This is a genomic window from Actinomyces sp. Marseille-QA0893 (assembly GCF_976954355.1).
Map to the genome: position 1 here is coordinate 52,908 of NZ_CDRJSY010000004.1, position 17,582 is coordinate 70,489.

18 protein-coding genes and 1 riboswitch are annotated in these 17,582 nt (G+C 54.4%); of the genes, 17 read left to right on the plus strand and 1 reads right to left on the minus strand.

Annotated features, from left to right (window positions below):
- Positions 1-32: 32 nt before the first annotated feature.
- The 17 genes from aroC (at position 33) to ACWNMW_RS05895 (ending at position 16,288) form a co-directional block, all read left to right on the plus strand.
- Complete coding sequence (aroC, locus tag ACWNMW_RS05815) at positions 33-1,256, plus strand: chorismate synthase (protein WP_449490337.1); 1,224 nt, start codon at positions 33-35, stop codon at positions 1,254-1,256.
- Positions 1,257-1,264: 8 nt separating this feature from the next.
- Complete coding sequence (gene aroB, locus ACWNMW_RS05820; protein WP_449490338.1) at positions 1,265-2,836, plus strand: 3-dehydroquinate synthase; 1,572 nt, start codon at positions 1,265-1,267, stop codon at positions 2,834-2,836.
- On the plus strand, positions 2,833-3,369 hold the full coding sequence (locus tag ACWNMW_RS05825) for a shikimate kinase (protein ID WP_449490339.1): 537 nt from the start codon (positions 2,833-2,835) through the stop codon (positions 3,367-3,369). Before aroB ends, ACWNMW_RS05825 begins: the two co-directional genes overlap by 4 nt.
- Positions 3,370-3,397: 28 nt before the next feature.
- Complete coding sequence (efp, locus tag ACWNMW_RS05830) at positions 3,398-3,961, plus strand: elongation factor P (RefSeq protein WP_034503263.1); 564 nt, start codon at positions 3,398-3,400, stop codon at positions 3,959-3,961.
- Positions 3,962-3,963: 2 nt separating this feature from the next.
- Positions 3,964-4,509: a transcription antitermination factor NusB gene (gene nusB / locus ACWNMW_RS05835; RefSeq protein ID WP_072455733.1), complete on the plus strand. Its 546-nt coding sequence runs from the start codon at positions 3,964-3,966 to the stop codon at positions 4,507-4,509.
- Positions 4,510-4,942: 433 nt separating this feature from the next.
- On the plus strand, positions 4,943-5,254 hold the full coding sequence (gene mihF, locus ACWNMW_RS05840) for an integration host factor, actinobacterial type (protein ID WP_034503267.1): 312 nt from the start codon (positions 4,943-4,945) through the stop codon (positions 5,252-5,254).
- A gap of 31 nt (positions 5,255-5,285) precedes the next feature.
- A complete protein-coding gene (gmk, locus tag ACWNMW_RS05845; RefSeq protein ID WP_034503270.1) occupies positions 5,286-5,843 on the plus strand; it encodes a guanylate kinase in 558 nt (185 codons plus the stop codon).
- 37 nt (positions 5,844-5,880) lie between these two features.
- Positions 5,881-6,147 carry a DNA-directed RNA polymerase subunit omega gene (gene rpoZ / locus ACWNMW_RS05850; RefSeq protein ID WP_034503272.1) on the plus strand — a complete coding sequence of 89 codons (267 nt, stop codon included), beginning with the start codon at positions 5,881-5,883 and terminating at the stop codon, positions 6,145-6,147.
- A complete protein-coding gene (gene coaBC, locus ACWNMW_RS05855; protein WP_449490340.1) occupies positions 6,125-7,363 on the plus strand; it encodes a bifunctional phosphopantothenoylcysteine decarboxylase/phosphopantothenate--cysteine ligase CoaBC in 1,239 nt (412 codons plus the stop codon). The genes rpoZ and coaBC overlap by 23 nt, the downstream gene beginning before the upstream one ends.
- Positions 7,364-7,368: 5 nt before the next feature.
- The gene (metK, locus tag ACWNMW_RS05860; RefSeq protein WP_072455737.1) at positions 7,369-8,556 is read left to right on the plus strand and encodes a methionine adenosyltransferase; all 1,188 of its coding nucleotides are present in this window, start codon (positions 7,369-7,371) and stop codon (positions 8,554-8,556) included.
- The gene (locus ACWNMW_RS05865) at positions 8,553-9,152 is read left to right on the plus strand and encodes a vitamin K epoxide reductase family protein (RefSeq protein ID WP_052040918.1); all 600 of its coding nucleotides are present in this window, start codon (positions 8,553-8,555) and stop codon (positions 9,150-9,152) included. The genes metK and ACWNMW_RS05865 overlap by 4 nt, the downstream gene beginning before the upstream one ends.
- 56 nt (positions 9,153-9,208) lie before the next feature.
- Positions 9,209-11,179 carry a primosomal protein N' family DNA-binding protein gene (locus ACWNMW_RS05870; protein WP_449490341.1) on the plus strand — a complete coding sequence of 657 codons (1,971 nt, stop codon included), beginning with the start codon at positions 9,209-9,211 and terminating at the stop codon, positions 11,177-11,179.
- A gap of 20 nt (positions 11,180-11,199) precedes the next feature.
- Positions 11,200-12,144 carry a methionyl-tRNA formyltransferase gene (gene fmt / locus ACWNMW_RS05875; protein ID WP_449490342.1) on the plus strand — a complete coding sequence of 315 codons (945 nt, stop codon included), beginning with the start codon at positions 11,200-11,202 and terminating at the stop codon, positions 12,142-12,144.
- Entirely contained in the window at positions 12,144-13,598 is a 1,455-nt protein-coding gene (locus tag ACWNMW_RS05880; RefSeq protein WP_449490343.1) for a transcription antitermination factor NusB, read from the plus strand. The genes fmt and ACWNMW_RS05880 overlap by 1 nt, the downstream gene beginning before the upstream one ends.
- 17 nt (positions 13,599-13,615) lie before the next feature.
- Positions 13,616-14,281, plus strand: coding sequence for a ribulose-phosphate 3-epimerase (rpe, locus tag ACWNMW_RS05885; protein ID WP_449490344.1), 666 nt, complete (start codon positions 13,616-13,618; stop codon positions 14,279-14,281).
- 34 nt (positions 14,282-14,315) lie between these two features.
- Positions 14,316-14,440, plus strand: a riboswitch (FMN riboswitch).
- A 56-nt stretch (positions 14,441-14,496) separates the two neighbouring features.
- Entirely contained in the window at positions 14,497-15,267 is a 771-nt protein-coding gene (locus tag ACWNMW_RS05890; protein WP_034503289.1) for an ABC transporter permease, read from the plus strand.
- Between the two features lie 22 nt (positions 15,268-15,289).
- The gene (locus tag ACWNMW_RS05895) at positions 15,290-16,288 is read left to right on the plus strand and encodes an ABC transporter substrate-binding protein (RefSeq protein ID WP_449490345.1); all 999 of its coding nucleotides are present in this window, start codon (positions 15,290-15,292) and stop codon (positions 16,286-16,288) included.
- 49 nt (positions 16,289-16,337) lie between these two features.
- Here ACWNMW_RS05895 and ACWNMW_RS05900 read toward each other — a convergent pair whose 3' ends face one another.
- Positions 16,338-17,486, minus strand: a complete 1,149-nt coding sequence (locus tag ACWNMW_RS05900) for a glycosyltransferase (RefSeq protein WP_449490346.1) — start codon at positions 17,484-17,486, stop codon at positions 16,338-16,340.
- Positions 17,487-17,582: the final 96 nt, after the last annotated feature.

Sequence of the window (17,582 nt, forward strand, 5' to 3'; positions counted from 1 at the left end):
AGCCCTGAGCGTAAGTGTGAGAAACTACGAACATGCTCAGATGGCTTACTGCAGGTGAATCACACGGTCCAGCGCTGGTCGCAACTCTTGAGGGCATGCCTTCCGGGGTTGAACTGACCACCCAGACTATTCGCGATGCCCTTGCTCGACGTCGTTTGGGCGCCGGACGTGGTGCGCGTCAGAAGTTTGAAGCCGATGAAGTGCGAATTCTTGGGGGAGTCCGCCACGGGCTGACAACTGGCGCTCCAATCGTGATTGAGATTGCGAATTCTGAATGGCCGAAATGGGAAAAGGTGATGTCCGCCGACCCCGTTTCGCCCGAGGAGCTTCTCGTTGACGCTGGTAAAGGTGATGAACGCGAAGTTGCGCGAAATCGCGCGTTGACAAAACCTCGTCCCGGGCATGCAGATCTTCCGGGTGTCTTGTCTTACGATCTTGATGAAATTCGCCCGATTCTTGAGCGAGCGAGCGCACGCGAAACGGCTGCTCGCGTTGCTTTAGGAGCTTGCGTAGAGGCTTTTCTGCGTCAGCTTGCAAACATCGAACTGGTTTCCCATGTGGTTGGCGTTGGGCCGTGCGAAGCGAAGTTGAGTCGCCTTCCCTTGCCATCTGATGAAGAACATCTGAATGCCTCGCCGATGCGCGCACTCGATAAGGATGATGAATCCGAATTTTTGGCATGTGTCGAGGAAACCCGCGCCGCTGGCGATACCGTTGGCGGAATCGTTGAAGTCGTGGCGTGGAATGTTCCGATTGGGGTAGGGACTCACGTTCAATCTGATCGCCGTCTTGATGCGCAGCTTGCTGCAGCCCTGATGTCCATTCAATCTGTCAAGGGCGTTGAGATCGGCGACGGATTCGCGCAATCGCGCCTGCCTGGCTCCCAGGCTCACGACGAGATTATTCGAGCCGCCGATGGAACTCTCACGAGGGCCTCGAACCGCGCTGGTGGCATAGAAGGCGGAACATCAAACGGTCAGGCGATCGTCGTGCGCGCTGCCTTTAAGCCGATCTCAACCGTGCCCCACACTTTGAGGACGGTTGATCTTGCGACGGGTGAAGACGCACGAGCTCTTCATCAGCGCTCTGACACCTGCCAGGTGGTCCCCGGTGCAGTCATTGCCGAGGCTGAGGTCGCTTTGGTCCTTGCCCGTGCTTTGAGCGATCATGCGAGTGGTAATTCCTTGAGGGAGTGCAAGCGTAATCTTGAGGCTTACTGCGCGCATATCAGTGAGCGACTTGGACTGACGCAGTGAATGCGGCAGTGATTGTTCTCGTTGGGATGCCAGCGAGCGGCAAGAGCCGAGTTGGACGTGAGCTTGCCGCTGCACTGGGCGTCGCACACCGTGACTCTGATGCACTCGTTGAAAGTAGCCAAGGGCGGAGTATCCCCGAGATATTTGCCAGCGACGGCGAGGACGCTTTCCGCACAATTGAAGAAGAGGTCATTGCTCAGGCCCTTGAGCTTCCAGGTGTTTTGTCTTTGGGAGGCGGCGCGCTTATCAGTGCGCGTACACGTGAACGATTGCGCGGTCGGTGTGTGATCTACATCGAAGCTGAACTGAGCGAGTTACTTCGGCGCGCTGCGGGATCGACGCGTCCACTCCTCGCGGGAAACGCGGAAGAACGCCTCAATGAACTGTGGGAACAGCGAAAAGACTATTTCCGTGAGGTTGCGTCGGTAACTGTTCAGACCAATGCTGGTCCATCTCAAGAAGTCGTCCAGCAAATCCTTGGCGCGTTGGGAGAAATAACCATGGTTCGTACCATTCCTGTCGAAGTAGATCAGCCCTACGATGTTGTGATCGCTCGCGATTTTCCTATCGCTGCCGTCACCGAGAAACTTCGTGAAAATGCGACAAAGATCTTGATCCTATGCGCGCCGCCGCTTCACACTTATGCGCTTTCTATGATGCGCAAACTTCAAGATCTGGGCTACACGGCAATCACCCACGTTCTTCCTGATGGGGAAGATGCAAAGACAATCGATAATCTTTCTGATCTTTGGGACCTCGCCGGACGCGAGAGAATTGGGCGAGCTGATTGCGTTGTCGCGATCGGTGGGGGAGCAACGACAGATGTTGGTGGTTTCCTTGCTGCCTCCTGGCTTCGAGGAATTGACTTTATTGCGGTTCCAACGACACTTTTGGGAATGGTTGATGCCTCAGTTGGAGGAAAGACCGGTATTAACACTGCGGTGGGTAAGAACCTTGTTGGAGCTTTCCATTCTCCGCGTCGCGTCATCGTCGACCTTGACCATTTGAAGACGCTGAGCGAGCAAGACTACCGAGCGGGTTTGGGAGAGGTCGTCAAATGTGGTTTTATTGCGGATCCGCGGATCCTAGAGATCGTCGAATCTGATCCTGAGGAGATCTTTGATCCGAAGGGAGAGGTGATCGCTGAACTCATCGAACGTTCGATTGCGGTCAAAGCTCGTGTAGTGAGTATGGATCTGCACGAGAGTGGCCCGCGCGAGTTTCTTAATTATGGCCATACTCTGGCCCATGCAATCGAAAAGCTTGAGAACTTCGAGTTCCGCCACGGTGAAGCGGTCGCCATCGGCTGCGTATTTGCGGCCAATCTTGCCCATCAGCGAGGTCTTCTTACCGAAGAAGACGTCCTTCGTCATGAGCATGACTTTGCTTCTCTTGGGTTGCCAACCTATTATCTGGATGCGTCAATCGAAGATCTTCTCAACGTCATGCTTTCCGATAAAAAGGTGCGTGCCGGCGTCTTGAGATTCGTGCTTCTTGATGGGATCGACAATCCTGTAACACTTCCCATTACTCCCGATGAAGTGCGCGTATGCGCTGAGTCAATGGGAATGAAGCATTGAGTTCGGCTATTACCCCCAAACTTGTTTTGGTGGGGACTTCGGGGAGCGGGAAGACGACAATTGCACGTGAGATCGCGGCTCGATGCGGGCTGAGCCTCACTGAAGACATCGATATCCTTCAGTCAGAGTATTCGCGTTCATTTGACGAACTCATCGCGGATGAAGATTTTCCTTTTGACCGTGCGCTCGAAGAGGCCGGCGAGCGGCTTTTGAGCGGCGTGTGCGATATTGCGGTGCTCTCACCATCGCAGGTGCGTCATCAAAGAATTATCGACCGTTTGATTGCTTTGAAGGAGCAGGGGAGTGCTGTTGTTCTTCTCCAGCTTCCCATTGACCAAGCCGCGCGACGCGTTGGCCTCAATGCTCCACGCTCGGTGGGGCTTGGCGCACCACGCTCGTTATTTGCGATGATGACCCGCGAATTGGATGGAACCTACCTTGAGTTTGCTAGTTTTTCTTGTGACACTGGTTTAAAAACTCCGAGTGAGGTAGCGGAGAACATCATCGTGGCGTGTAAGATGGCCACGGTTTAAACTCACCCGATTTGGGAGGACTTTTATAGTGGCTACGACAAATGATCTGAAGAACGGCCTTGTCATGGTGATTGACGGCCAGCTGTGGCAGGTTGTCGAATTCCAGCACGTGAAGCCGGGTAAGGGCCCTGCCTTTGTGCGCACCAAGATTAAGAATGTTCTGTCCGGGAAGACCGTTGACAAGACCTTCAACGCGGGCGTCAAGATCGAAACCGCTACAGTCGATCGTCGTGATATGACGTACCTGTACCAGGATGGCTCCGATTACGTTTTCATGGATGCTTCGACCTACGAGCAGATTAACGTTCCTGCCGAGGTCGTTGGTGATGCCCGTAACTTCATGGTTGAGAACCAGGACGTCATTGTTTCTCAGCATGACGGCGCGGTTCTGTTCATCGAACTTCCCGCAACCGTCGTCTTGACGATCACCCACACCGAGCCCGGCCTGCAGGGCGATCGTTCTTCCGCTGGCACCAAGCCCGCGACCCTCGAGACCGGCTACGAGATTCAGGTTCCGCTCTTCATGGAAGAAGGAACACGAGTCAAGGTCGATACCCGCGATGGCTCTTACTCCGGACGCGTGACCGACTGATAATGTCTCACAAGAAGCACCAATTCACTTCTCGGACGAAGGCTCGCAAGCGTGCTGCCGACGTCGTTTACGAGGCCGACCAGCGTGGCATGGGCAGGAATGCGAGCGTGCTGCGCGATCTCCTTCGCGAACGCAAGGTAATCACCGCCGCACTGACTCCGCTGCCCGACTATTCGATTCAAATTATCGAAGGAGTTGCCGATGAGCTGTATCGGATTGATCGGCTCATTGATTCTCATGCGCGAACGGGCTTAGATCGAGTTCCTGCGGTCGACCGCGCAGTTTTGCGCGTCGCGGTGTGGGAAATGCTGTCAAACTCCGAAGACGTTCCTCCGGTGATTGCGATTGATGAGGCGATTTCCATCGTCAAGTCGATTTCCACCGAAGAGTCTGCGGGCTTCGTCAACGCCATCCTTGACGCCATTCGCCGAGACATTGAATCACCGAGCTGGTCTCGTCAATCTGTTCAGGAATCTGAAGATGACATCGACGATGAGCTCAGTGCCGATGAAATCAACGAATTGGATGACCTCTTAGACGAGTACTAAAACGTCATAATGTGTAAACGGGGTGCTTTCGGGCACCCCGTTTACACTATAGGGGACACTTCCTAGAGTGTGAGATATGCCATATTTAGTAATTTGTGTTGACGCGCATACTTCCGATGGACACCACCACACGTGGAACTCAACGTCTTTTCTTAGTTCCGTCAATCGGTGACGGGTCGGCAAAGGTGATGCGCATCCGATGCAGGTCAGCGGCAGTTTCTCGTAGACAGTAATGCGTGTAGTAGAAACTGAAGCTCTGCAGTTTTTCCGGGTTTGCGAGTCTCTGCTCCGTAATAGTCGCTCGTTGCGAAGCTGCCTCTCACGCCTTTAGCTCGTGGAAATTCGCGATTTGTCGGTTGCATTTGCACCAAAAATCATCAAGAAAGTGCGATGCTATTCCTGTCAGGGGAATCTAGAAAAGGAGCGTAGTGAGATGGCACTGCCAGATCTAACTCCGCAACAGCGAGCCGAGGCTCTGGAAAAGGCGACGCGCGCTCGTCGTCGGCGCGCTGAGGTGAAGAATGCGCTCAAATCGCGAGAGCTCACTCTTTCAGAGGTCATTGATATGGCCGCTAGTGATGAAGCAATCGCGAAGATGAAGGTGCGTTCTTTGCTTGAAGCCCTGCCCAGAGTCGGTGTGAGTACTGCTGAAGCTCTCATGAACGAGATCAAGATTGCGCCTTCTAGACGTGTTCGTGGTCTTGGGCAGGTTCAGCGAGAGGAACTGATTCGCCGCTTCGGCTGAAGTTTCGGCTTCACTGTGGCAGCATACAGGCATGTCTACTTCCAAAGTTACCGTTATCGCCGGCCCAACGGCTGTCGGCAAAGGCACCGTTATTGCACGTTTGCGTGAGCGTTTTCCTCAAGTTGAGCTTTCAATCTCAATGACGACGCGTTCTCCTCGCCCCGGTGAAGTAGACGGAGTGCACTACCACTTTGTTTCCGAAGAGGAATTCCTTCGGCTCGTCGATTCAGGGCAGATGCTCGAATGGGCGCTTGTTCATGGCAAGTATCACTACGGAACTCCGCGAGGGCCTGTTGATGACGCCGTGAAGAGGGGAGTTCCCTTCCTCCTCGAGATCGATATTGCAGGCGTGCGCCAAGTCCGGGAGTCATTGCCGGATGCGCAGTTCGTTTTTCTTGCGCCTCCTTCGTGGGAAGAGCTTGTTGCTCGCCTCGTGAATCGAGGAACTGAAGATGCTGCTGAGCAGGAACGTCGACTTCTCACGGCAAAGACTGAGCTTGCAGCAGAAGATGAGTTTGATGTCACTGTTGTCAATGATGATTTGGAAACCGCCGTCGAGGAACTCGCCCAAATCATGGGGCTAGAATAGAATTTAGTTCTCGCTCATTACATCAGGAGAGATTTGCATGTCCGGAATTGTTGCACAGCCAGAAGGTATCACCTACCCGCCGATCGATGATCTGCTCGAACACGTTGATTCGAAGTACGCCCTGGTGATCTTTGCGGCCCGTCGTGCACGTCAGATCAATTCCTACAACATCCAGCTGGAGCAGAACATGATCCAGTTTGTTGGCCCCGTTGTCGATACTGAAGTTGACGAGAAGCCTTTGGCAATCGCACTTCGTGAGATTGATGAAGGCCTGTTGACCCTTGAGTCAGCACCTCAAGCCTGAGCACAAGCCCGCGCACATCGTTCTCGGTGTTTCTGCGGGCATTGCTGCATATAAAGCCGTATTCCTGCTTCGCCTGCTCCAAAAGGAAGGCTTCACAGTATCGGTTGTCCCGACTCCGGCGTCCCTTGCGTTTGTCGGCAAGACTACGTGGGAAGGGTTGACGCAGAAGTGCGTGTTCACCGACGTCTTTCATGGCGGAGGCGCCGATCATGTGGAGCTTGCTCGGAATTGTGATGCGCTTGTTATCGCTCCGGCTACTGCCGACCTTATCGCCCGCATTGCACACGGACAGGCAAATGATCTGCTTACTACAACTGTCCTAGCGAGTTCGTGTCCAGTTATCGTGGCCCCCGCGATGCACACGCAGATGTGGAACGCTTCGGCGACGCAAGACAATATCAAAACCCTTCACGAACGTGGGTTTATTATCGTCGGTCCGGAGAAAGGCGATTTAGCTTCGGGGGACTCTGGCGCTGGGCGAATGAGCGAACCGGAGGATATCGCCGCACAGGTAAGCCGCATTCTTGCCTCGAGCGGCGAGCTTTTTGGCAAGAAAATCATCGTTACCGCAGGTGGTACTCGCGAGGCGCTTGACCCAGTTCGTTTCCTCGGGAATCGTTCCAGTGGTCGACAGGGAATCGAGATTGCTAAAGAAGCTGCGCGGCGTGGTGCGGATGTGACCCTGGTTGCCTCCAATATTGAAGCTTCGCTTCTCCCACGTGAGTGCACTGTTATTCCAGCTTCTAGCGCCGCTGAGATGCACTCGGTGCTTTTCGAAAAACTCCAGTCGTGCGACGCTCTCGTTATGGCGGCGGCGGTCGCCGATTACCGCCCAAAGGCTCCTGCGGCCTCGAAAATCAAAAAAGAAGAGCAGGGCGCTGCACCGCCAATAATCCAGCTGGAAGAAACTACGGACATTCTCAAGGCCGTTACTTCTTCGCCCCAACGTCCCTCAGTTGTCATCGGATTCGCTGCAGAAACCGGCGATCCTCAGACCGTTCTTGAATATGGTCGAGCGAAAGCACGGCGGAAGAACGCCGACTACTTAGCAGTGAACGCCGTAGGGGAGAGCCTCGGTTTTGGGGACGTACCGAACTATGTGTATGTGATGGATGCCCAAGGCTCCCTTGTCACCGAAGGAGGCGGGACGAAAGCCGACGTTGCCCGCACCCTAGTTGATCTAATTGCCGAACGCCTAACTACGATAGAAGCGTGAGTGACATGAGAAAGTACTTTACTTCCGAATCCGTGACCGAAGGCCATCCTGATAAGGTCTGCGATCGTATCTCTGATTCCATCTTGGACGCGCTTCTCGAGGCGGATCCTCGCTCACGTGTGGCTGTTGAAACCATGGTGACCACCGGCTTGGTGCACGTAGCCGGAGAGGTTTCGACGGATGCATACGTCGAGATTCCCCAAATCGTACGCGAGCAGATTCTTGAGATCGGATATGACTCCTCCTGCATGGGCTTTGACGGAGCCTCCTGCGGCGTTTCGGTCTCGATCGGCGCTCAAAGTAGCGATATTGCCCAGGGCGTTGACCACTCACTCGAAACGCGTACATCTTCAAGCGAAGATCGCCGTGAATCACAGGGCGCCGGCGATCAAGGAATGATGTTCGGTTATGCCTCTGATGAGACGCCGGACTTGATGCCGGCTCCCATTTGGCTTGCCCACAAGCTCGCCGAACGTCTTGCATACGTTCGTCACCAGGGACTTGCTCATGGCCTACGCCCGGACGGGAAAACTCAGGTCACGCTGGCCTACGACGAACAGGGGGTTCCCCGCGAACTTGATACCCTCGTCATTTCAACGCAGCATGACCCCGAACTTTCGATGACAGACCTGGATGAGCAACTGCGAGCCTTGGTTGTTGCCCCAGTCCTTGAAGAGGCTGGCTTGGAGTTATCGACTTCTTCGATGAAGCTTTTGGTCAATCCCTCTGGGCGCTTCGTCATTGGTGGGCCCGCAGGTGATGCCGGCCTAACCGGACGTAAAATTATCGTCGACACATACGGTGGCATGGCCCGTCACGGGGGTGGAGCATTCTCAGGTAAGGATCCCTCCAAGGTCGACCGCTCTGCAGCCTATGCTGCTCGCTGGATCGCGAAGAATATCGTCGCTGCCGGATATGCCAAGCGCTGCGAAATTCAGCTAGCTTACGCGATTGGTCGCGCACATCCGGTTGGTTTGTACGTGGAGACCTTCGGAACCGGGAGCGTAAGTGATGATGCTTTGACCGAGGCCATTACTCGTTGCTTTGATCTTCGCCCGGCCGGTATCATCGAGGACCTCGATCTGCTACGTCCAATCTATGCACGCACATCCTCTTATGGGCATTTTGGTCGCAATATCTTCCCTTGGGAGCAGACCGATCGAGTATCGATGCTGAAGGATATTCTCGGATGAGCACGTCTGAACTCTCGTCGCGAGCACCACACCGGGGAACTGCCATCGAAATGGCAATCTCAGGTGTGATTGGCCTGTGTGCTTCCTTCGTCCTTTCAATCGAAGCCTGGCAGCTTGCTTCCGATGATGGCCGCAGGTTTAGCTGCGATGTCTCGTCGGTCTTGTCATGTTCAGCTGTTGCTTCGACGCCGCAGGCGCGCGTGCTGGGATTCCCCAACGCTTTCCTCGGAATCTTCTTCGAGGCCATTGTGCTGGCAGTTTCTTTTGCCCTCATCGCGGGAGTTCGCTTCCCCAAGTGGTACATCCTGTGCGTCGAAGCGCTCTACACAATTGGCGTGCTCTTTGCCTATTGGCTCTTCACTCAGTCGTACTTCGTCATTCATGTCCTGTGTCCTTGGTGTTTACTGATCACGATCACCACAACACTGGTCTGGTTTGGATTGACTCGGGTGTGTATCAAGCAAGGTGTACTCCCAGCACCGAACTGGTGGAAAGCTGTGATGAAGTCCGGTGGTGACTGGCTGGTTGCTGTTCTCGTTATCACCGCGATCCTCGCAATGATCGCCTTCAGATATGGTCCGCTTCTTTTCGGATAACTAAGATCAGCGTCAATCGGTCTCCAAATGCCAGCGCCATGTGATGAACTAGAGGCATGGTGATGGAAGAAGTCGCACTCCCAGGCTTTCAGCTCGAGGATGCTGAACCTCGGCTGATCGCACGAGTGTATGTTGATACGGATCTTCCACACCTGGATCGTCCCTTGGACTATCTGGTTCCTCAAGCTTGGGAAAATATCGATCTTTCCGGATACATCGTCCAAGTTCCTTTGAGCGGATCAAAACGCGTGGGATGGGTCCTCTCATGTGAACGCGTAGATACTCCAAGTCCAACCATCCGCGAACTGATAGACGTGGTGTCCTCTTGCTCAGTAGTGGCACCACAGACGTTTTCTCTCGCTCGGTATATCGCTGACCGCTACTTGTCAACCGTCTCTGCGGTCTTAAGTCTTGCGATTCCGCCACGACGTGCATCAGTCGAAAAAGAGAAACACCTTCCCTTTGATGGAGACATCAAGACGCAGCGTGATGCCAGCGCATGGCAGCCCTACCCATACGGAACGAACTTCATTGAGCATTTAGAACAGGGAGACCATCCACGTTGTGTCTGGACTTCAATTCCGGGACGTTCCACGCAAGAAATCGCTCAACTTACCAGCGCGACATTGACGTCCAAGCGTTCAACATTGATCATTACGCCGACGCAGCGTTCGGCACAGCGTCTGAGCTGCGACCTTGAAGATCTTCTCTCGGTGCCCGTTGCGCTTTACACTGCAGAGCAATCTGCTGTTGAACGTTATCGAATTTACCGACAATGCAGCCAGGGCTCGCATCGCATTGTCGTTGGCACACGTTCAGCAGCATGGCTTCCCCTGAAAGATTTAGGTTTAATCATCATCTGGGGAGATGGAGACGACCACCTTCGAGAGATTCGCAATCCACGTACGGATGCGCTTGATATTGCGGTTGCACGCGCACACCTTCAACACGTTGCAATGGCTGTGGGCAGTTTTAGCCGTTCGGTAAAAGCCCAGTATCTTGTCATGCGCAAGTGGGCGATCTCCCTCAATCCAGAAAGAGAAGTGCTGCGTGAATCAACGGGGCGTTTCTTTGTATCCGATGACCTTGACGATGAACGCCAGGGCAGGGCAGCGCATGCTCTGCTGCCGCCCGATGCTTACGCGTGTATTCGCCGCGGCCTAACAGAAGGCCCAGTGCTCATCCTTGCCCCAAACGCGGGTTACATTCCCGTTGTCGGCTGCGAGCGCTGCGGGGCACCAGCGCGTTGCGAAGTTTGTTCGGGGCCCCTCACGCTATCGCGCGATCAGAGCATCGTTTGTGCATGGTGTTCCCGAGCAACACACAACTGGCGATGCATGAAATGCCAAGGAACCGCTTTGCGGTGGTGGCGGATCGGCTCCGAACGCATTGGTGAAGAGCTCGGACGTTCATTTACTCAGGTTCCCCTCCTTATTTCGCAGGGTATTGATGAGCAGCGCCCGGAAATCAATGCCTCGCCGCGAATCGTTGTCGCCACAGCAGGTGCACAACCCGATGCCGAATCGGGGTACGCTGCTTTGATTATTCCCTCCGCAGCGGCATTGGCCTCACGACCGGAACTTTGGGCCCCCGAAGAAGCGCTTCGCCGCTGGCTCACTACAGCAGCTCTGGTTCGGCCACAGGGCCAGATTTGGGTCTCTGCGGGATTGGATCAACCTCTTGCACAGGCGCTCATTCGCTGGAATCCCGACGAATACATCCAGCGCATTTTGGATGAGCGCCAAGTACTTCGTTTTCCTCCCACAGCTTCCATCGTTGCGATTGACGGCCCAGAAGATCAGCTCAACAGCTTCTGCAAAGAATTACCCGCTGAGCTTATCGGTATTGTCGACGCACCACGCAGCGATAGACGCACACCGAATCAGGGAATACGTCGTGCGCTCATTCGATGCAATACCGAAGACTACCCACAGCTTGCACGTGTCCTGCGAGAGCGCTCGGGTGTACGTTCAGCGCGTAAACTCTATCCGCTACGACTGACGCTCAATCCCCCTGAGCTGTTCTAAAGAACCGCTAGACTATGCCTGTGCGAATTGTTTTTGCTGGTACCCCCGAAGCGGCGTTACCAACCCTCAATGCCCTAGTCGCCTCTTCTCATGAAGTCGTTGGAGTGATTACACGACCGCCTGCGCGAAGCGGCCGCGGACGTACACTGGTTCCGTCTCCTGTGGCATCACGCGCAGCGGAGCTCGGTATTGATCTGTATGAAACTTCCTCACTCAAGAGCGATGAGGCCTATGAGCGTATTGCTCATTGGAAGGCTGATATCGCAGTCGTTGTTGCCTACGGCGCATTGATCCCACTGCGTATTCTCAACATGTTGCCGCACGGTTGGCTCAATCTGCATTTTTCGAATCTTCCTGAATTTCGCGGTGCAGCCCCGGTTCAATGGGCGATCCTTTCGGGGTGCGAAGAGACTGCTTCATGCGTATTTCAGCTCGAAGAGGGCCTCGATACAGGCCCCGTGTTCTCGCGACTTCCCATTGCTATCGCGGATCAAACCAGTGGTGAGCTCCTTGAAGAAATGGCGGTTGCCGGCTCCCGCCAAGTCGTAGAAGTCGTCGATTCGATTGACTTGGGCAGCGCGCACTCTCAGCCGCAGATTGTCGATCCAACTGTTGAGCTTCACTATGCCCGGCGTCTAGAAGTTACTGACGGGGCCGTCTCCTTCACTGACAGTGCTCGGCAGACGTGGCAGCAGATTCGAGCTGTCATTCCAAGCCCCGGTGCCTTTACGCTCTTGAATGGCCAACGGCTCAAGCTTGGCAAAGCTTCTCTGACCGACATCCCTACTCCCGGCCCTGGACGTTTGATCGTTTCGAAGAAGAGCGTTCTTGTTGGGTGTGCAGATTTCTGCCTCGAACTTGGAGAAGTCGCCCCCGCGGGCAAGAAAAGGATGGAAGCTGCCGCTTGGGCACGTGGTGCCAGGTTGAATGACGATGATCGTCTAGGCGAAGGGCTTGAGCACTGATGGCAACGCACAGGTATTCGGACGGTTACCGCTCTTTCCGCGAAGCAGATGCACCGAGGCAAATCGCTTACGAAGTTCTGCGCCTAGTACGCGAAGACGATGCCTACGCGAACCTTGTACTTCCCAAGGTGCTTAAGGAGTTTGAGCATCGTGAGCACATCGATCAACGAGATCGTGCTTTCGCGGTTGAACTCACGTATGGTTCACTGCGCGAACAAGGATTCCTCGACTGGGTGATTGCCCGGAATTCCTCCCGTCCTCTTGCACAGATTGAGGGCGCTATTGTTGACATCCTTCGTTTGGGAACCTATCAGCTCTTGCGTATGCGAGTACCCGACCATGCCGCGGTTTCCCAGACCGTAGATTTGGCGCGCCAGTATCTCAGCGCGGGGCCTGCAAAGTTTATTAACGCTATTTTGCGTTCGATTATCCGAGAAGGCGATGACGCCCGGCGTGAAGCATTAGACGCGTGCGATGAGACTGAGCGCCTTGCAATTGAGTATTCGCACCCGCAATGGATGGTCGAAGAATATACGAAAGCACTCGTGGCGAATGGCTGCGAGGCCTCGGAAATTCGTGAGCTTTTGGCTGCGAACAATCGAGCACCCTACGTTTCCTTGGTTGCGCGCCCGGGTTTAATCGATGTTGATGATCTCGCTGATCAATGCGGCGAGTATTTACGTACACGTATCGCTGATGGTGAGGTTTCGCCTTATGCGATTCTCCTCGAATCTGGCGACCCCGCACGTATTCCTGCAATCCGACAGCGTAGGGCTGCGGTTCAGGATGAGGGCTCGCAGCTTGCGGCAATTCTCGCTGCTTCTGTCCCGGTGGAAGGCTCGGATGCTCAATGGCTTGACTTGTGTGCGGGGCCTGGTGGAAAAGCGGCGTTAGTCGCAGCCCTTGGCAGTGCTCGCGGAGCGTACCTTGTTGCTAATGAGATTCACCCACACCGCGCACGTCTCGTTGAACGTACCCTCGAACACCTCGATAACACAGAGGTGGTCTGTGCTGATGGAACACAATTCGGTGGAGATACCTCCCGTTGGCAGTTGGGATCTTTCGATCGCGTCATTATTGATGCGCCCTGCTCTGGTTTAGGCTCGATGCGTCGACGTCCGGAGTCCAGGTGGCGCAGGCAGCCCGAAGACCTCGAGCAATTAGTGACAATCCAAGAGCAGCTTCTTGACCGAGGAATTGCTTTGACCAGAAGTGGCGGTGTCATCGTCTATGTAACCTGCTCGCCGGTCGTCGCTGAGACGCATGAGCAGATTTCGCGTGTGCTCTCAGGCGGTCAGGTTGAGCTGATTAATCTTGCGCCTGTAGCTGCACAGATCACGCCACGCCCCCTCGACCTTCCCCAAAGCCAGGGCATTGCTGCCTCAACACTCCAGCTGTGGGAACACCGTAACGAAACTGACCTTATGTTCATTGCTGCACTCAGAAAACTCTAAGACCGCCAGGAGATACCATGACGATGCCCGTCATTTCGCCATCGATTCTCAATTGTAATATCGCTCGACTCGAGGATGAACTCACGAAGATTTCGAGCGCCGATATCGCCCATGTTGATGTCATGGACAACCACTTTGTTCCGAATCTGACGTGGGGGCTTCCCGTCGTCGAGGCCTGCGTTCGAACCGGTATTATGCCCATCGACGCGCACCTCATGATTGCGGACCCCGACCGCTGGGCGCCCGCCTATGCCGAGGTTGGCTGCGCATCAGTGACTTTCCACGCCGAGGCCGCAGGGGCGCCGATCCGAACCGCTCGGGAGATCCGTCATTTTGGAGCGCGAGCTGCTCTTGCCCTCAAGCCTTCAACAGATATCGCTCCCTACATCGATTTGCTTCCCGAGTTCGACATGATTCTTGTTATGACTGTTGAACCTGGATTTGGGGGTCAAAGTTTCTTAGATACGATGCTTCCCAAGATCCGCAGGACTCGCGAAGCAATTGATGCTTCCGCACTCGATCTTTCAATTCAAGTTGATGGGGGAGTTTCTCGCTCGACGATCGAGCAGGCCGCTGAAGCAGGAGCGACAAACTTTGTTGCGGGTTCTGCAATTTTCCGCGCTGAAGACGCATATGAAGAGATTGCAACTTTGCGTTCTCTTGCTCACTCACACATGCACTAGAAATGACACCCGCATCGCGGCGTGCCACAATGATCGTGTACTTCGGGGTCGGTGTAAGTCCGAGCCGGCGGTGATAGTCCGCGACCCGCAATACCTATTGCGGTTGAACTGGTGAAACTCCAGTACCGACAGTTAAAGCCTGGATGGGAGAAGTAGTTGAGCGGGTTTGTACCCCGCTGAGCGGCTGCATAGCTCGAAGTGCGGGAAGGGATACCGTGAAGCGTCGAGCCTCTCGCCGTCTCATTGTTTTCGCCCCGCTGCTTGTTCTTGCATGTGTCGTCCTTATTTGGTGGGCCATCACTGCATGGAGCGGGATTCAAGCGTGGCGTCTTCCTTCGCCGTACGCCGTCCTCGCCCGAGGATACTCCCTTATTCAACAGTCCTCTCTCTGGCTCGCGTTTGCGCGTACAGGCGGAGAGGCTCTAGTCGGCGGACTCGTCGGCGTGTGTATCGCACTGCCTCTGAGCTACTGCATCTTCCGTTTTCAGACGCTATCGGATGCGATTGAACCTCTTCTTGGGGCCTCTCAAGCGCTCCCTGCGGTTGCCCTAGCTCCTTTTTTGGTGCTCTGGTTTGGATACGGTCTTGTTCCGATTTCTATGCTCTGCGCATTGATCGCTTTTTTCCCGATCCTCATTTCTGCGCTTGTGGGTCTTCGATCTCTTGATCGTCAGGTCTGTGAGGCTGCTCAGCTCGATGGTGCGGCCGGCCTCACGATGGCTTTGCGAATTGAGATTCCACTAGCCTCACCGGCAATTCTTGCCGGAATTCGTAACGGTTTCACCCTCTCAATTACGGGTGCAGTCGTTGGCGAAATGGTGATGGGAGGAAAAGGCCTCGGAATGTTGCTCTCACAAATGCGAACGAATGTCGACACTGCGGGAATGTTTGTTGTCATCATTCTCCTGTGTCTCCAAGCAGTACTGATCTACTTGCTCATGTCTGCTTGGGAAGCGCGGGCACGCGTCATGGTGGAAACCGACTAGTACGAACATGTGATTGGAGAGCATGATGCGTCCTGCATTACGTAAGGTTGCCGCACTCGCTGCGGGAGTAATTCTACTTGGCGGCTGCCACGGTGGAACTACTTCTTCAGGGTCAACCGTCATCGGTCTAACCTACGTTCCAAATGTCCAGTTTTCTGGCATCTACCTTGCCCTAGACAATGGGAACTATTCTTCACACAAACTCAACGTCGAGCTTCGTCATCACGGCAACGACGAAGGCGTTTTCACGGCGCTCGTGAGCGGAGACGAACAAGTTGTTCTGGCGACAGGCGACGAAGTCGTCCAAGCGCGCTCTCAGGGCATGGACGTCATCTCGGTAGCGACCTATTACCGCGAACAACCCAATGTGATTCTGACGAGGAAAGACACCGGAATTAAGACCGTCGGTGACCTTAAAGGAAAGAAAATTGGGATCCCGGGGGAGTACGGATCTTCTTGGCTCGCTCTTCAGGCGTACCTTGCAAGCGCGAACATGACGACTTCTGACGTCAACGTTATGTCGATTGGCTATACCCAGACCTCTGCTTTGAGTAAGGGGGACGTCGACGCAATTGTCGGTTTTGCCAATAACGAGGCCGTACAGCTTTCCGCCGCTGGAGTTGATGCACAGGCGGTGGAATGTGACTGCACTATTCCACTCGTGTCAGCTTCTCTGGTGACAACACCCCAGTGGGCAAAAGATCATGCGAACGAACTTAAAGAGTTGCTGGCAGCTACTCAGGAAGGCATGACGACTGCCGTCGAACACCCTGACCAAGCCTTTGCAGCGACCGAGAAACGCGATACGACACTGAGCGACGAGAAAACTCGAGAAACAGCGACGAAGATTCTGACTGCGACGAATCTGCTGATTCTTGGCGCGAATTCGACAGTTTCGCTTGAACAGGATACGAGCAGATGGAACGAAATGCTGAGCTTTATGTCATCGGTTTCCGGGCTACTTCAACAAGACGTGTCGCTTGATCAAGTGATGACTAACGATTACGTACCACGGTCGTAGTTCTAGTATTTTCCGCGTGCCCTCAGACAGCCATTTCTGTCTGAGGGCATTAGCGTGTGTACGAACGATACGTTCGCACAAGCAAAGACTCCATAGCATCAATGCTGTGCGTCATGCTTAGTTCCCGTGCCTGCTCGTAATGTTTCATTCCCATATCGCGGCATTCGCAAGGACGGTCCAGCCAATAGTCAATGAGCCGGGCAAGTCTCACTGGATTGTCGTAGGGAAACACACAGCGTTCATCTTGTGCGTATAGCCAGGTTGAAGACTCTTCAGATCGCGCGATCAAAGGCGTGATTCCTCGTGCCATCGCCTCAAGAGCCGCAAGCCCTTCAATCTCGACTCTGGCGCAGTGAATATACAAATCCGCACGGTCAAGAAGCCCTTGCAGGTCCTCGTGCGAAAAGAAGCCAAAATGAACAGTGGCAGCTAAGGGAGAAGCAAGACGACGCAGGCTATTTTCAAGGGGGCCGCGTCCTGGTAAATAGAGATCAATTGCTGGTGCATGGCGCGAGTATGCAAGAGCACGCAGCAGAACTCCATGGTTCTTTTCTGGCGCGTACCGTCCCGTTGAGACGAGAGTAAACCTGTGCGGTGCCTGCGATGTTTCAAATTCCCCGCGCGAAGATGACGGTAGACCAGTGCGAATCCACGCGTTCGGCAGTCCATTTGAGAACGCCTCAATTGGAACCTTGTACCCAAAGCGCTCTAAACGTTCCTTGACCGCCTGAGTTGGCGCATGAATGCAGTCGCAGGCTGAATAGACCGACGAGTAGAACAAAGAATACAAAGCATGATTGATGCTCGGACGGTTCAATGCCGGGAACGGAGCAAGGAAATTCTCCGGATAGACGTGGAAACTCCCGACAACGGGGATCCTAGCCCGCCGTGCCTCCCGAACCAGGACGGCGTTCGCAGGCAGAGGATCTTCAACGTAGACGATATCTGCCCACTGGAGTGCAGCTTTGATCGCGCGAAGATCCGGGCGCGCGATGCGGAAGTTCTGTGCATGGATATATGCGTTGAGGATAGGAATACGCAGCTCTGGAAGCGGGTACTCCAGTGAAGATTCCTCACCGTAAGACAGAACTTTGAGCTCATGCCCGCGCTCGCGCAATCCTTGACAAAAATCTCGGGCGGAGCGTGCAAGACCGTTGGTGAGGTTCGTATAGTCACTTGCCGAAAGAAGGATCCTCACAGCCAACTCCCGTCGTCTGACCGTGTCTTTGCTCGCTGATAGAACCAAGGCACACTAGGCTGAAGCTTGGATCAATTCTGTCACAAGGAGGAGGCA

Excerpts from the sequence above, each read along its gene's own strand:
- rpoZ (WP_034503272.1), top strand. The coding sequence starts at position 5,881 with ATGTCCGGAATTGTTGCACAGCCAGAAGGTATCACCTACCCGCCGATC.
- aroC (WP_449490337.1), top strand. The coding sequence starts at position 33 with ATGCTCAGATGGCTTACTGCAGGTGAATCACACGGTCCAGCGCTGGTC.
- ACWNMW_RS05880 (WP_449490343.1), top strand. The coding sequence starts at position 12,144 with ATGGCAACGCACAGGTATTCGGACGGTTACCGCTCTTTCCGCGAAGCA.
- ACWNMW_RS05870 (WP_449490341.1), top strand. The coding sequence starts at position 9,209 with ATGGTGATGGAAGAAGTCGCACTCCCAGGCTTTCAGCTCGAGGATGCT.
- mihF (WP_034503267.1), top strand. The coding sequence starts at position 4,943 with ATGGCACTGCCAGATCTAACTCCGCAACAGCGAGCCGAGGCTCTGGAA.
- ACWNMW_RS05895 (WP_449490345.1), top strand. The coding sequence starts at position 15,290 with ATGATGCGTCCTGCATTACGTAAGGTTGCCGCACTCGCTGCGGGAGTA.
- metK (WP_072455737.1), top strand. The coding sequence starts at position 7,369 with ATGAGAAAGTACTTTACTTCCGAATCCGTGACCGAAGGCCATCCTGAT.
- rpe (WP_449490344.1), top strand. The coding sequence starts at position 13,616 with ATGACGATGCCCGTCATTTCGCCATCGATTCTCAATTGTAATATCGCT.
- gmk (WP_034503270.1), top strand. The coding sequence starts at position 5,286 with ATGTCTACTTCCAAAGTTACCGTTATCGCCGGCCCAACGGCTGTCGGC.
- ACWNMW_RS05865 (WP_052040918.1), top strand. The coding sequence starts at position 8,553 with ATGAGCACGTCTGAACTCTCGTCGCGAGCACCACACCGGGGAACTGCC.
- nusB (WP_072455733.1), top strand. The coding sequence starts at position 3,964 with ATGTCTCACAAGAAGCACCAATTCACTTCTCGGACGAAGGCTCGCAAG.